Source organism: Nocardia yunnanensis (assembly GCF_003626895.1).
In the GTDB taxonomy this organism is placed as follows: domain Bacteria; phylum Actinomycetota; class Actinomycetes; order Mycobacteriales; family Mycobacteriaceae; genus Nocardia; species Nocardia yunnanensis.
Genome location: NZ_CP032568.1, coordinates 615,428 through 628,482, shown reverse-complemented (window position 1 = coordinate 628,482; position 13,055 = coordinate 615,428). Strand labels below are relative to the sequence as shown.

General features: G+C 67.5%; 12 protein-coding genes. 6 read left to right on the top strand and 6 right to left on the bottom strand.

Annotated features, from left to right (window positions below; translation table 11 throughout):
* The first annotated feature begins 145 nt into the window (after positions 1-145).
* On the top strand, positions 146-985 hold the full coding sequence (locus D7D52_RS02895) for a C40 family peptidase (protein WP_246023612.1): 840 nt from the start codon (positions 146-148) through the stop codon (positions 983-985).
* A 15-nt stretch (positions 986-1,000) separates the two neighbouring features.
* Here the strand turns inward: D7D52_RS02895 and D7D52_RS02890 are convergent, their stop codons facing one another.
* Positions 1,001-2,470, bottom strand: coding sequence for a family 20 glycosylhydrolase (locus D7D52_RS02890; RefSeq protein ID WP_162958143.1), 1,470 nt, complete (start codon positions 2,468-2,470; stop codon positions 1,001-1,003).
* A 208-nt stretch (positions 2,471-2,678) separates the two neighbouring features.
* Between D7D52_RS02890 and D7D52_RS02885 the strand changes: the two genes are divergently transcribed.
* The gene (locus tag D7D52_RS02885) at positions 2,679-3,629 is read left to right on the top strand and encodes an SMP-30/gluconolactonase/LRE family protein (protein ID WP_120734931.1); all 951 of its coding nucleotides are present in this window, start codon (positions 2,679-2,681) and stop codon (positions 3,627-3,629) included.
* On the opposite strand, the gene D7D52_RS02880 is transcribed toward D7D52_RS02885, so the two are convergent.
* Positions 3,578-4,234, bottom strand: coding sequence for a TetR family transcriptional regulator (locus D7D52_RS02880; RefSeq protein WP_162958142.1), 657 nt, complete (start codon positions 4,232-4,234; stop codon positions 3,578-3,580). The two genes, D7D52_RS02885 and D7D52_RS02880, sit on opposite strands and share 52 nt — an antisense overlap.
* 287 nt (positions 4,235-4,521) lie before the next feature.
* Between D7D52_RS02880 and D7D52_RS40275 the strand changes: the two genes are divergently transcribed.
* From D7D52_RS40275 to D7D52_RS02865, 3 genes are all read left to right on the top strand, one after another.
* Positions 4,522-5,232: a GbsR/MarR family transcriptional regulator gene (locus tag D7D52_RS40275; RefSeq protein ID WP_120734929.1), complete on the top strand. Its 711-nt coding sequence runs from the start codon at positions 4,522-4,524 to the stop codon at positions 5,230-5,232.
* A gap of 31 nt (positions 5,233-5,263) precedes the next feature.
* Positions 5,264-5,632, top strand: coding sequence for a hypothetical protein (locus tag D7D52_RS37525; RefSeq protein ID WP_162958141.1), 369 nt, complete (start codon positions 5,264-5,266; stop codon positions 5,630-5,632).
* 140 nt (positions 5,633-5,772) lie between these two features.
* Positions 5,773-6,726: an undecaprenyl-diphosphate phosphatase gene (locus D7D52_RS02865; RefSeq protein WP_222932859.1), complete on the top strand. Its 954-nt coding sequence runs from the start codon at positions 5,773-5,775 to the stop codon at positions 6,724-6,726.
* A gap of 175 nt (positions 6,727-6,901) precedes the next feature.
* Here the strand turns inward: D7D52_RS02865 and D7D52_RS02860 are convergent, their stop codons facing one another.
* The gene (locus D7D52_RS02860) at positions 6,902-8,551 is read right to left on the bottom strand and encodes a cutinase family protein (protein WP_120734926.1); all 1,650 of its coding nucleotides are present in this window, start codon (positions 8,549-8,551) and stop codon (positions 6,902-6,904) included.
* A 171-nt stretch (positions 8,552-8,722) separates the two neighbouring features.
* Positions 8,723-10,126 carry a lipase family protein gene (locus D7D52_RS02855; RefSeq protein WP_120734925.1) on the bottom strand — a complete coding sequence of 468 codons (1,404 nt, stop codon included), beginning with the start codon at positions 10,124-10,126 and terminating at the stop codon, positions 8,723-8,725.
* Between the two features lie 172 nt (positions 10,127-10,298).
* Between D7D52_RS02855 and D7D52_RS02850 the strand changes: the two genes are divergently transcribed.
* Positions 10,299-11,120: an SDR family oxidoreductase gene (locus tag D7D52_RS02850; RefSeq protein WP_120734924.1), complete on the top strand. Its 822-nt coding sequence runs from the start codon at positions 10,299-10,301 to the stop codon at positions 11,118-11,120.
* Here D7D52_RS02850 and D7D52_RS02845 read toward each other — a convergent pair whose 3' ends face one another.
* Positions 11,121-12,356 carry a DUF1444 domain-containing protein gene (locus D7D52_RS02845; RefSeq protein WP_120734923.1) on the bottom strand — a complete coding sequence of 412 codons (1,236 nt, stop codon included), beginning with the start codon at positions 12,354-12,356 and terminating at the stop codon, positions 11,121-11,123.
* Between the two features lie 44 nt (positions 12,357-12,400).
* Positions 12,401-12,601 carry a hypothetical protein gene (locus D7D52_RS02840; protein ID WP_120734922.1) on the bottom strand — a complete coding sequence of 67 codons (201 nt, stop codon included), beginning with the start codon at positions 12,599-12,601 and terminating at the stop codon, positions 12,401-12,403.
* Positions 12,602-13,055 lie beyond the last annotated feature (454 nt).

The following is a 13,055-nucleotide window of genomic DNA, read 5'->3' as shown; positions in this document are numbered from 1 at the left end:
TCGACTGGCAGTACCGAACATTCGCGAGTGTTGGACGGAAACCGAATGCCTTTCACGAGGCTTGATCGGAGGACGACCGCTCATGGAAACGATCGGTGATAGACAGAAGCTTCGATTTCTTCCGCGGCTGAGCCCGCGGACCCTGGTGACAGGGGTTCTCGGCGCGGCGGCCGTAGGCGCGGCCCTGCTGTTCACGGCGGGTGAGGCGCACGCGGCGCCGGTGACGGTCCCCGGTATCGGGTCGATCGACATTCCCAACGAGATCGCCGCCCAGTTCGGCATCATCGCCGCGGCGCCGCAGGTCCCGGCACCGGAATCGACGGCCGGGGACGCCGGCGATTCCCCCGGCGCGACCGACCCCTCGCGCCTGGTCGGTATCCCCGGGCGGATGGCCATCACCCCGGCCGACCCGCTCCCGGATCCCGTTCCGGTCCAATCGCTCTCACCCGAGCCGCTGCGCCCCGCCACCCCGGCCCCCGCGCCGGATGTGCGCACGGTGGTGGTGGCCGGACTGGGCAGCTTCACCGTCCCCGGCGGCCTGCCGCCGCTGGTCGGCATCCCGGGCGTCACCGACGCCGCCGCAACCGGTATGTCCGAGGCGGCCGGCGCATCCGTGCCGGTGCCCGCGGCCATGCCGAAGCGGTCGACCGGGCAGCGCGCGATCGACGCGGCACGCAGCAAACTCGGCGCCTATTATCGCGCCGGCGGCAATGGCCCGGACTCCTTCGACTGCTCCGGATTCGTGCAGTGGTCCTATCGCCAGGCCGGAGTCGAACTGCCGCGCACCAGCTATTCGCAATTGGCCGCGGGCACCCCGGTGCCGTTGGACGATTTGCAGCCGGGCGACCTGGTCTCCTATTACGGCGGCGGGCATTCCGCGATGTATCTGGGTGACGGCCAGATCATCCACGCCTCCGATTCCAGTTCGGGCGTGAAGATCTCACCGCTGAACAATATGCCGGTGACCGGAGCCCGCCGTTTCTGATCGGGTCCGGTCCGATCAGGGCCAGGCGACCGCGGCGGTGCGGGCCACGAATTCCGGATACGCGAGACCGCCGGTGCCCGACCACAACTGCTGGGCCATGATCGGCAGCCGCGCCAGCAAGGGCGGGACGATCTGGTCGGGAGTCAGGGCGGCTGGATCGTCACACCAGAGGAACAGCATGGAGCCACGCAGCAGGGATCTCTCGGGCTCGGGCAGCCGCTGCCCGTCCACGAAGAGTTGCGGATCCCACGCCCACAGCAATTCGGGCGGCGCGTTGAGCGCGGCCCCCACGCCACCGGTGGTGAAGTAGGTGGGTGTGAACGCGGCGTTGAGAATCGGATGCCCGGCCCGCGCGAACTCCTCGGGCGTCCGGCCGCCGGGCAGCCAGGGCAGCCCGCCACCGCTCGCCGACCAGTACTGCACCACCAGTTCGGGTTTCGGCGTCAGCAGCCGGGCATGGTCGAAGCCGTCGTTCCAGACCCGTGGGGTCTTGCCGAGGGATTCGACGATATCGGCGGCCCAGTCGGCGAACCCGACCAGCACGTCACCCGGTCCCGCGTCCGGGCCGAAAGTTCTTGTCGCGTAGTCGCCCAACTGCGGATAGCGGGTGAAGTCGGAGACGTATTCGTCGCAGCCCAGGTGCCAGTAGCGGCCCGGGAACATGGGCACGAATTCGTGGAGAATATCGCTGATCAGTTGGTAGGCAAGGGGATTGGTGAGATCGATCTTGCCGCCGATCCCGCCCGCGATGGTGGCGTCCAGTACCGCGTCCTGTGGCGTGGTGCGCACCGGCCGCAGCACCAGATCCTGATGCCGCGCCAGGACGGCGTTCATATGGCTGGGCATGTCGATCTCGGGCACGATCTCGATCGCGTAAGCGTGCGCGTAGTCGAGGATCTCGCGCAGATCGGCGGCGCTGTAGTGCTCCGGCGAGGTGATCTCGGGGTGGCTGCCGCTCTCCAAGCGGAAGCCCTGTGAGTCCGAGAGGTGCAGTTGCAGCAGGTTCATCCGCAGGTACGCGGCCTCCCGGATGCGCGCCTTCACCCAGTCGACGGGAAAGAACTCCCGTCCGGTGTCGAGCATGAGTCCGCGCTCGGGGTAGTTCGGCCAATCCATCGCCGCGCCGCCGGGGAGGTCGGTGCGTTGCCGCAGCCATTGCCACGCGGTCTGGGTGCCGTGCACCATGCCGGCGGCATCGGCGGCGGTGATGGTGAGGCGGTCGGAGATATCGATGCGATAGGACTCGGCTCGCGGGGTTCCGGTGTCACCGTGCCGCAGCACGATATCGCCGGGTAGATCGCCGCCTTCGGTGACGGAAATCGGTTTTCCGGCGCGCATCAGATCCTGTGCCAGCAGTTGCGCCGTTTCTCCGAATTCGCCGGTCGTGACGATGTGGGAATCCGAGGCGAGCACGAATCCGGAGCTGCCGGCATCCGGTTCCCAGTGCTGAATACTGGGAACGGTGATTGGAAGTTGTTGTGTCACAATGGGATCAGCCCGCGCAGCTGGAAGGTGGACGGCTGTCCAGCTGAGGACCGCGGTCAGGCAGGCCGCGCCCAGGCGAATCCGGCGGCCGAATGGGAACGAATTTCCCCGCATCACGCCTATTGAATCCGTCAAGTCCCGAAAACGTCATACGATACGAAGATCATCCGGTCTCGGTGTCCGAAAATGTAAAAGGTCGAGGTACGCCATGGGAATCAGGAAATCTGCGGCGGTCGCCTTCGCGACGCTCACCTTCGCCGCGCTGTCCGTAGTCACCGCCGCCCCCGGCTCGGCCGCCCCGGTCTGCGCGGGCGCGGGCCAGCCGACCTTCGTGGTCGCCTCGCTGCCGGGCACCGCCCTGGAGGGATTGACCGTCGACCCGGCCGGCCGCGCCTTCGTCACCGATCTGGTGAGCGGCCAGGTCTTCCGCATCGACGCCCCCGGCGCACCCGCGGTCGCGATCGCCAGGGTCCCCAGCGGTGGCGCGGGTGCGCTGGCCTGGCTGCCCGACGGCCGGCTGCTGGTCGGGTACGGCGCGGACGCGCGGGCCCTGGTCGGCGACAGCATCCGCTCGGCCGGGATCGTCACCGTCGACCCGGATACCGGAGCGGTCGCGCCCTACGCCGCCGGTCTCTCCGCCGCGGACGGGATGGATGTCACCCACGACGGAACCGTCTACGCCACCAACGATTTCGGCTCCCTGGTCGGCCGGGTGTACCCGAACGGGGCGGTCCAGCCGGACTGGGCCAGCTTCCCCAGCGCCAACGGCGCGGTGCTCGACCAGGACGACTCGTATCTGTACGTGTCGCGCACCTTCGTCAATCCGGGGGTCAGCCGGATTCCGACCAATGCGCCGTGGGCCCCGCAGTCGCTGCTGGACCTGTCCGGTGGTGACTTCTTCGCCGCCCCCGACGGGCTCACCCTGGATTCGCTGGAACGTCCGGTGGTGCCGTTCAATCCGTCGGGTCAGGTCGTCCGCATCGACGCGCCCGGCCAGTACTGCGTGCTCGGCTTCGGCACGCCGATGACCAGCGAGGTGCAGTACGGCCGTGGCGGCCAAGGCTTCTCGGCCGGGCGGCTGTTCGGCATCACGTTCACCGGCGTGATCTACGAGATCCCGGGCGGCTTCGATCCCAATGCCCGCACCGCCGCGCCCTGAGGCCCGACGGGTTCGGTCAGCAGTCCGACGATCATGGCGAGAATGGTGTCCTGCACATCCTTTCGCTCGTCGGCGGTGTGCAATTCCTGCCGCTCGTAGTCGGCGAGCAGGGCGAAGATGACCGTGCTCATGGCCCGCAGCCGATAGGTGCGCAGCGCCGGGCTGAGATCGGGCAGCGCCTTGTACAGCCGCGTCACGATCACCCGCGTGGCGTGCCAGCGCTTCTCGCGCAGGTCGGGTCCGCTCAGCGCCGGATGCGCCCGGGCCTGTTCCAGGAAGCGCGCGTAATGGGTCGAGCCCTCGGCGGTGGGCACGTCGAACATGGGCCGCACCAGGATGTCGACGAGGGTGGCCACGGTGTCCGGCGCGTCGGAATCCTCGTGATCGGCGAGCAGTTCCATGCGCCGCGCCTCCAGCGCCGGCTGATGCCGCTCGATGATGGCCGCGATGAGGCCGTCGCGCGAGCCGAAGTGGTAGTGCACCGCGGAGTTGTTGCGCTGTCCCGCCGCCACCGCGATATCGCGCAGGGCCACATCCGGCCCGCGCTCGGCGATGGTGCGCTCACCGGCGAGCAGAATGAGCTCGCGCGCGTCAGGACTGTTCACCGTCGTCACTATAGGGCGGCCCGCCGCCGCCGTGCCGGGGGCGCTCGCCGCTGTGCCGCAGGCGCTCACCGCTGTCCGGGCCGCGGGAAATTCGAACGAGGGCGAACGCTACGTTGCGTTCACAACCTGGGTTATGAGCGAATGCCGTCGAAAACGGGATAACGCCTGTCGGACAGGCGAATTCGGCCGATCGCGGGGCCGAAGCCTAATGCAACCGCGCAGGTCGTGTGTTGCAATAGGTTGGAGCCGTGCCGCTTCGGCGGCACTCTGATGAAGGAGCCGCTCCGATGCCCGGAGGAAGACTCAGCCAGGAGGATCGCCGTCTCATCGCCGCGGGTCTGGCCCGCGGGCTCGGCTACGCCGATATCGCCCGGCAGCTGCATCGCCCCACCTCCACGGTGAGCCGTGAGGTCACCCGCAACGGTGGCCCGGGCCGCTATCGCGCCGATGCCGCGCAGGCCGCCACCGCGGTGCGCTCGCGGCGGCGCGCACCGCGGCCCAAACCGGTCGAAAAGCCTTCCGGCAGCGATGAATACGGGCGTCCACCGGCACTGCTGGCCGATTTCAGCGCCGGGTTCGCGGAATTGTTCGCGCAGACCGGGATGCCCAAGATGGCCTCGGCCGTGCTGGCCCGGCTCTACGCCGCGGATTCGGGCAGCCTGACCGCCGCGGACCTGGTGGCGCACCTGCGGGTCAGCCCCGCGACGGTGTCGGCGGCGGTCGGCTATCTCGAGGAGCAGGCGCTGATTCGGCGGGATCGGGATCAGGGCAGTCGCCGCGACCGCTACCGGATCGACGAATCCGCCTGGTACCGAACGACTCTCGCGGGTGCGCGGGCCAACGAACGGCTGGCCGCCAAGGCCCGCGACGGGGCCGACACGCTGGGCGCGGCCACGCCCGCCGGACTGCGACTGCTCGGCATGAGCCAATACCTCGAGCGCGTGGGTCTGGACATGGTCCGCTCCGCCGAACGCTGGCGCGCCCAACTGGCCGAATGAACCCGGCCTAGAGCGCGGGCGCCCCGGGCTGATGGCCGCGAAAGGGATTCGCCACGGCAATTCCCGGGAATCGGCGATGAATACGATCCACATACCGGCGCACCGCGGACAGTTCGGCACTGATCGATTGACGCGCTTCGGCGGTGGGTGCGGTCTGCAATCGCCGCGTCAGTTTGACTACATGCTTTTCCAATTCATCCAGGAAGATGCGAGCCTGTGCGGACTCGGGATCCTCGCCGGCCTCGGGATTGTCGAAACCCCTGTACTGCATAACGCGGAAGTATTCCACGCACCCCGCTTCCGCGTCGCGCGATTCGATTGCGTCCAGCTGGAATTCACCGCACCAGGACGAACCGGTCGGATCGCCCAGGGGTTCGCGGCCGTCTCGATTCTGGACTGAGCGGAGCGGGGGAGCGAAGCGGAGGAGCGGAGGGAGGGAAGAATCGAGACCTCAGGGCCGCGAACCCTGCCCTGGAGCGGAGCGGAGGGGCCATTTGCGCTAGCCTCCCGAGGCGAGCAGATTGCACCCGTCCGACAGGAATTCGAATGGCCATCAGTTACCTGGAATCGATCGTCGTCGGCGCATTGCAAGGGGTGAGTGAGCTCTTCCCGGTCTCCAGCCTGGGTCACAGCATCCTGCTGCCGGCCTGGGTGGGCGGCAAGTGGGGCGACGATCTGAGCATGTCGGCCAAGGATTCCCCGTACCTGGCGCTGCTGGTGGCCATGCATGTCGCCACCGCGCTGGCGCTGGTGATCTTCTTCTGGCGCGACTGGGTGCGCATCCTGCGCGGCCTGTGGGACGTGGTCAGAACCCGCCGGATCCGCACTCCCGAAGCGCGCCTGGGTGTGCTGCTGGTGATCGCGACGATCCCGGTCGGCCTGGCGGGCCTGCTGCTGGAGAAGGCGGTCCGCAATTACCTCGGCACGCCCATCCCGACCTCGATCTTCCTGGCGATCAACGGTTTCGTGCTGTTGTCGGCGGAGATCTTGCGCAAACGCGACCACGAGCCCGAGTTCCAGCTCAGCAGCCCGACCGGCCGCACCGGCGACCTCTCCATGGAGGACACCATCGTGCTGCCCATGACCGATCCCGATCGAGCCTCCGATGTGCGCCTGTCCCGCTTGAGCATTCGCGACGCCACCGTCATCGGGGCCGCCCAGATCGCGGCGCTGTTCCCCGGCATCAGCCGCTCGGGCAGCACCATTGTGGCGGGCCTGTTCAAGGGTATGCGGCACGAGGACGCCGCCCGCTTCGCGTTCCTGCTGGCCACGCCGGTCATCCTCGCGGCGGGCGTGCTCAAGACCCCCGAGCTGTTCAAGCCCGAGAACCACGACATCCTCGGCCCCGCCCTGGCGGGCAGTGTGGTCGCGGGCATCCTGTCCTACATCTCGGTCAAATTCCTCACCGCCTACTTCGAGACCAAGACGCTGACCCCGTTCGCCATCTACTGCCTCATCGGCGGTCTGGGCAGCTTGGTCTGGTTCACCATCTGACCCGCCTCTCCGCGCCTTCAGCGGGCGGCTACGAGCCGTAGACGGTTTCGCACCCGTGCTACCTGCCGAGCACCGAAACAACTCTGGGCGTGCCCGGGGAGTTACCCCGACCGTCGCCAAACCAGTTGTCGCCTTGGCATACGTCCATGCCAAGGCGACAACTTGTCAGCAGCATTCAGCGTGCGGGCGTGGTGGTTGTCGGCGGCGCCGTCGTGGCGGTCACCGGAGGCGTGGTCGTCGCCGGCGGTGTGGTCGTCACCGGGGGAGCGGTAGTGGTGACAGGCGCGGTCGTCGTGGCCGGGGGGACCGCTTCCGGGGTGGTCGTCGGTGTCGCCGGTGTGGTGACGGGAGGTGTCGTCGTGCCGGGTACGGTCGTGGCGGGCGTGGTGGAACCGCTTGTGGGAGTGGAGGTTCCGGACGCGCTGGCCCGTGCCGCCGCGAGCACGTTGGGGGCCGTGGTGCTGGTCGGCGCGGAGGTCAGCGTCTTCGGGTTGAGCTGTCCGGCCTGCGCCTCCTTGGCCAGTTCGGTCAGCCACGCGGCCGCGTACTCGGCCGAGCTCACCGGCTTGCCGTTGTTCGGGTTCTGGTCGTGCCAGTAGTCGAAGTGATGCCCGGTGTGATCGGGTCCGAGGGTCAGGTTGTACGGGTCGCTCAGGATCACCGGAATGGTGTTCTGATTACTGGTGATCAACCCGACGACCTCGTTGAACACCTTCTGCGGCAGGTACGCCAGCGGCGACATGTTCTCGGCCTGGATGGAGTCCTGCGCCACCGGTGTCGGATTGTCCTGATTCGGTTTGTAATCCGGCGCCGACACCTTCAGCAGCACATCGAGGAAGGTCTCCTTGCTGGTCCACCAGCCCGGGTTGTGCGCGATATCGGCGAAGGCGTTGCCCGCGATCTTGCCGAGCACCATGGCCACATCGATGCCGGTGGTCTGGTTCAGGCCCTCGTTCTGCATCTGGTCGGCATTGATCTGCCGGCCGACATTGATGGCCAATTGCAGCAGCGAGATGTTCTTCGGTGCGGCGCAGGTGAGATCGCCGTCGGAGCAGAAGGAGGCGATGCGGCCGTTGAGCGCGCCGAAGTCGCCGGCGTGATCCTGCAGCGCGCCCTGACCACCCGCGACATCCTTGCCGGTCTGATAGTTCTGACCGAAGTTGTCGGGATGATTGGGATCCTTGGCCCCGATGAACGGCCCGTCGCCCGCCGAACGTCCCGAGTCGGCGAGGATCACGACACCGGCCACATTGCCCGGATCGACGATCCCGTACTTGCCGTCGGCCCCGGCCTGCTGGTGCCCGATCTCCTGGGCGACCCGGCGCGTGACGTCCGCGCCCTCGCTGTAGCCGACGATCGCGAACTTGGTGTTCGGGCAGGCCGCGGAGATATCGCGCATGACCTGCTCGGTGTTGGCGACACCGGTGTTCACGGCGTCCTCGTAGCTGTTCAGGTTGGCCGGATAGGAGACGTACACGGCCCAGTAGGAATTGGAGTCGACCGAACCGCCGGGCGCGTTCACCACGGGGTCCAGCCATTCGCTCTTGTAATCGTCCGACAGCGACGCCGGCAATTCGTTGCCATTGGCGTCCACCAGCATTTTCGTGGTGCCGGACTGCGGTGAGTCATTGCGCCCGGCGACCGAGATGGTGACCATGTCATGGCATTCGGTGACCGACGCCTTCAAGGCCGGCGCGGCCTGTTTCGAATCCGTCGACGAGGTGTACGCGAACGTCACCGCGACGACCGCCGCCAATCCGAGCGCGGCGGGTGCCGCAACCGCCGAAGCGATGCGATGTCGCTTCATGAAGTCGCGAATATTCATGCCCGTCTCCCCATTTCACCCCGACAGTGAACCGTCAGGCCCCCTGTGCAGTCGGGCCATCTACCACCGGAGACGTCGTCACGGGTGACGCGAGCGTTACTTTCGCGAATGAGCCGATGTCCCGGCGTGACCTGAACTGTGGCGCAGGCCACACCGGGAGGATTGGATTCCTCAGGCCCCGATGGGCTTTCCGAAGAAGGAGGCCAGGGTCTCGCCGAGGGTGTCGCCCAGGGTCTGCAACTCACCGGGCGTGCCGAGCATGGACGGCGAGTCGGTGGTGGAGCAACCCGGTTGCGCCGCAACGCCATTGAGCCGATCGAACAGCCACATCAGGGCGGCGGGACCGCCGGTGACCTCGGCGACGATGTGCTCGCTGGCCCAGTCCCGGGTGTAGGTCACCTGGGCGGACGGGTCCTGGCAGTAGGTGTCGACCAGCTGGTCGGTCGAGGCGAGCGGCAGGATCTCGTCCCACCGGGAATGCCAGACGAACAGCGGCATATCCGGCTGGCTCTTGCCCAGGCGAGTGTCCTCGAGCATGGCCTGCACGGCCGGCTCCCGCAGCGGATCGGGCGAGTTGATCATCCCGGTGATATTGAGGAACGGCAGCAGCGCCGACTGGTACTGCACGCAGAACGGCGCTTTCACGGTGCGCAGCAGCTGCCCGAGCGGATTGAGCTTCTGATCCAGCAGGGCGTTGAAGTCCGGGTATTCGCGAGACAGGCCCAGCACCGCGCCGAGCACGAGGCCCGCGGTGGCCTGGTTGTTGGCCATGAGCAGCGTCGCGCCCAGGTTCGCGCCGGTGCCGCCGGAGGCCGCGCCCACGATATTCAGTTCCGGCGCATAGGTTTTGCGCAGTTCGGCCGCGTGCATGGTGGGCATGGAACCGCCCGAGTAGCCGTACAGCCCGACCGGCGCGCCCGCGCCGACGCCCAGGGGCGCGAAGGAGGTGGCGGCGCGAATGCCGTCGAGGGTGATGCGGCCGCCCAGCGGTCCCGCCGCGTACGCCGAATTCGGCCCCTCGTGATCCGGGATCACCACCGCGTCACCCTTCTGCAAGGCGGCCTGCGCGAAGAGGAATTCGGCGGGCGCGACGATCTGCCCGAGGAACGGCGCGGCCGAGAACTGTTGCAGCGCATAGGAAGGACTGCAATAGCCGGCGGTGGAGTCCTCGGCGATCTGCACCGAGAGCAGCTTGCGCGGCGTGGGGGAGACCCCGCGCGGCTTGAGCAGGGTGGCGACCGCTCCGATGGCCTCGTCGCGACTGTTGTTGGAGCGGTAGGAAACCTGCCAGGCGTCCACGTTCAACGGGATCAGCCCGAGGTTGGCGATGTTCACCTGCCGGACGGCGAGGATCTGGCCGGGCGCGGCGGCCGCCACCACGTCGGCGGGCGGATTGTAGAAGCCCGGATCGAGTTCCGGCGGGAGCGGCAGGATCTGCGCGGGCTGGATGCCGGGCGCCGGAGCATCGGCCGGGTCGGCGGGCGCCGAGCCTACGGTCAGCGCCGCGGCCGCGAGCGCGCTGATGGATAAGGTCCCCAGCCGCAGCATGCGGCCGGTCCGTCGCCTGGTCGTCATCGACCCACTTCCCTCTGCATCCCTGGTGTGAGACTGAACAGTCTCAATCTGTCTCGCCTACTATGTCATGCCTGTGACCTGGCTCGCAATATCCATGGCTGGCGGAAAAGATCCATCGAAGCGATCCGATTCGAACCCTTGCTTGGAGTGCACTCCAGCTGGCTAGGGTCGAATCATGAGCAAAGTCTGGTTCATCACCGGTGTCTCACGGGGTTTCGGGCGCGAGTGGACCCTCGCCGCTTTGGAACGCGGCGACCGGGTCGCGGGTACCGCCCGTGAACTGAGCACCCTCGACGACATCGTCGCCAAATACCCCGAAACCTTTCTGCCGCTGCGCCTCGACGTCACCGACCGGGACGCCGACTTCGCCGCCGTGCAACAGGCCGCCGACCACTTCGGCCGTCTCGACGTGGTCGTCAACAATGCCGGCTACGGCCAGTTCGGCATGATCGAGGAACTCACCGAACAGGAATTCCGAGATCAGTTGGAAACCAACGTCTTCGGCGCCCTCTGGGTCACCCAGGCCGCCCTGCCCATCCTGCGCGCCCAGGGCAGCGGCCACTTCCTCCAGGTCTCCAGCATCGGCGGCATCTCCGCCTTCCTCAACCTCGGTGCCTACCACGCCTCGAAGTGGGCCCTGGAAGGCTTCTCCCAATCCCTCGCCCAAGAGGTCGCCCCCTTCGGCATCCACGTCACCCTCATCGAACCGGGCGGCTTCGACACCGACTGGGCCGGCCCCTCCTCCCGCCACGCCACCCCCAACCCCGCCTACGACCCCGCCCGCGAAGCCCGCAACGCCCAGCGCGGCTCGGTAAAACGCGGCGACCCCACCGCCACCGGCACCGCCATCCTCAAGGTCGTAGACGCCGAAAACCCACCCCTGCGCATCTTCCTCGGCGAACTCCCCCTCGCCATCGCCACCGCCGACTACGAATCCCGCCTGGCCACCTGGCGTGAATGGCAACCCATTTCCATTGCGGCCCAGGGCAATTGATCAGTCGAAGCGTGACAGGGAGCGTAACCGGTCCATGACCTCCGCGTCCGGGTGGAACTCCACCCGGTAGCGGTCGGGGTAGATGCCCTCCTCCGATTTCAGGTCGAGGGCATCTTCCAGGACGTCCCAGGGGACGGGGAAGGTGGCGCCGGTTTCGATATCGGTGAGGGTGACGTTGTGGGTGCGGGGGAGCAGCGTGGGGACCGTGTCGGTCCAAGGGGCCGAGGTGGATTCGGTGCGGTCCTGCATACGGAAGTGCATGATCTTGGCGGCGTAGTCCTCGAGCAGGCCGGCGTCCAAATCGGCGCGTAGGTGATCGTATTGCTGGCCATAGACATTCGCGGTCAACAGAGCTTCGGCGGAGCGGATTTCCTTCCAGGCCAGGTGGTTTCGGGGGACGCGGTAGGGCACCAGGCGGCCGGTGCCGTCCAGGGTGTACGGCACGGGTGAGACGGCGCGGACCGCGTTGTCGAAACGCTCGCGGGCGGAGTTGACCAGGTGCAGCACATGGTGTTCGGAGAATTCCGCGCCGGCCAGCACGCCGACGTTCTCGGCGACGAACACGATCGGGCGCGCACCGGCCTTGTGGCCGATGCCGGCCAGCCACCCGTCCACCAGCGGCAGTGCGCCGGCGTACAGGTTGCCGTCGGTGTCGGGGATGTGCAGCAGCCCGCCCTTCGCGCCCGGGTCGTAGCGGGCGACGCTGTCGAGCGCCAGACCGGTGAGATTGGCTCGGGCCGTGGCGAATACGGTCTCCGCGTCCACACCCCACTCCGCGAGCTGCGCGGGATGGACGCGCTGCATCGAGGTCGGATGATCCACCACCAGCGTCTCCATCAGGCACGGCAGCAGCGGACGCCACAGCGTGTGATCGGCGACCCGCATGCCCTCCATCCGGGTGCCGAGATCGCCGGCCTGCCGGACGAGCGGCCGCAGCCGCGAGGCGGCCTCCTCCCACGCGTTCGGTTGCTCGGTGGCCGCGCCCAGCCCCGGCCCGATGGCCACGAAGTCGAACAGCATCCGATTGCCTTCGCGTGGTGTCACCGCCCGGGTCTTCTTGAAAATCGTGTCCAGCCCGATCACCCCGCGCTCCCCACCTGCGACGCTGTAGTGGATGCGGAAGGTCTCGGGGTCGAACTCCGCCTCCGTTCCCTGCGCACGCACCATGGCCAGCGCCTGCTCTCCGAACTGCTGTTTCGTGCGTTTGGAACCGAACACCCCACCCAGAAAACTCATGGGCGGCAATCTAACCGGGACCGGCGACACGCGCCGGTCGAAGCTCAGCGGCGGCGGCGGCCGAACAGGGGGCGGCGCGAGCCGAATTGGCCGCGGTTCAGGCGTTCCGCGACTCCGGCGAGATGCAGGGCGAGGCAGAGCAGGCCGGCGATGACGAAGGCGTCGGCTCCGACGCCGGTGGTGCGGTCGGCCAGGTCGAGGATGAGGCCGATGGCGAACAGGACCGCTGCGATGATGGCGAACATATCGTTCGGATACCCAGTCCCTGGCGGAACACACAAACGGTTGCGGCGCACCGGGAATGCTTTTCGTATATTTCGACAAAAGCGCGTTTGTTTGTGCGATAAACCGATTCGCTCCCGGGTCCTCGATCGACCCGTCAGAGGTTCCTGCAAACTGTTCCGGAGCACCCCTCATCAGCTTGACCTATCGGTCGGGATGCACGTAGCGTCGGTCACACCGATACGTGAGCTGCTGGAAGGAGGCGTTGTCGGATGTCGATCATCATTCGCATGGAGAACACCGCCGATCTCCGCGACCTCGCTCACCGGACCGTCTGGGTTCCGGGTCGTGTAGCTCACGGCTTCTGAGCAGCCTGTTCCCGGCGTGCCCGGCAGTGGCCCCGGCATCCACCGCTCTCTGTCATCGACCTGCGGCATGTCTTTTGCCCGCTGTTTCGCGCTCCGGGTACTCGGGCTG

Bases quoted from the DNA above. Each gene is read 5' to 3' on its own strand.
- D7D52_RS02885 (WP_120734931.1), top strand. From the start codon at position 2,679: ATGGGAATCAGGAAATCTGCGGCGGTCGCCTTCGCGACGCTCACCTTC.
- D7D52_RS40275 (WP_120734929.1), top strand. From the start codon at position 4,522: ATGCCCGGAGGAAGACTCAGCCAGGAGGATCGCCGTCTCATCGCCGCG.
- D7D52_RS37525 (WP_162958141.1), top strand. From the start codon at position 5,264: ATGGCCGCGAAAGGGATTCGCCACGGCAATTCCCGGGAATCGGCGATG.
- D7D52_RS02860 (WP_120734926.1), bottom strand. From the start codon at position 8,551: ATGAATATTCGCGACTTCATGAAGCGACATCGCATCGCTTCGGCGGTT.
- D7D52_RS02855 (WP_120734925.1), bottom strand. From the start codon at position 10,126: ATGACGACCAGGCGACGGACCGGCCGCATGCTGCGGCTGGGGACCTTA.
- D7D52_RS02845 (WP_120734923.1), bottom strand. From the start codon at position 12,356: ATGAGTTTTCTGGGTGGGGTGTTCGGTTCCAAACGCACGAAACAGCAG.
- D7D52_RS02840 (WP_120734922.1), bottom strand. From the start codon at position 12,601: ATGTTCGCCATCATCGCAGCGGTCCTGTTCGCCATCGGCCTCATCCTC.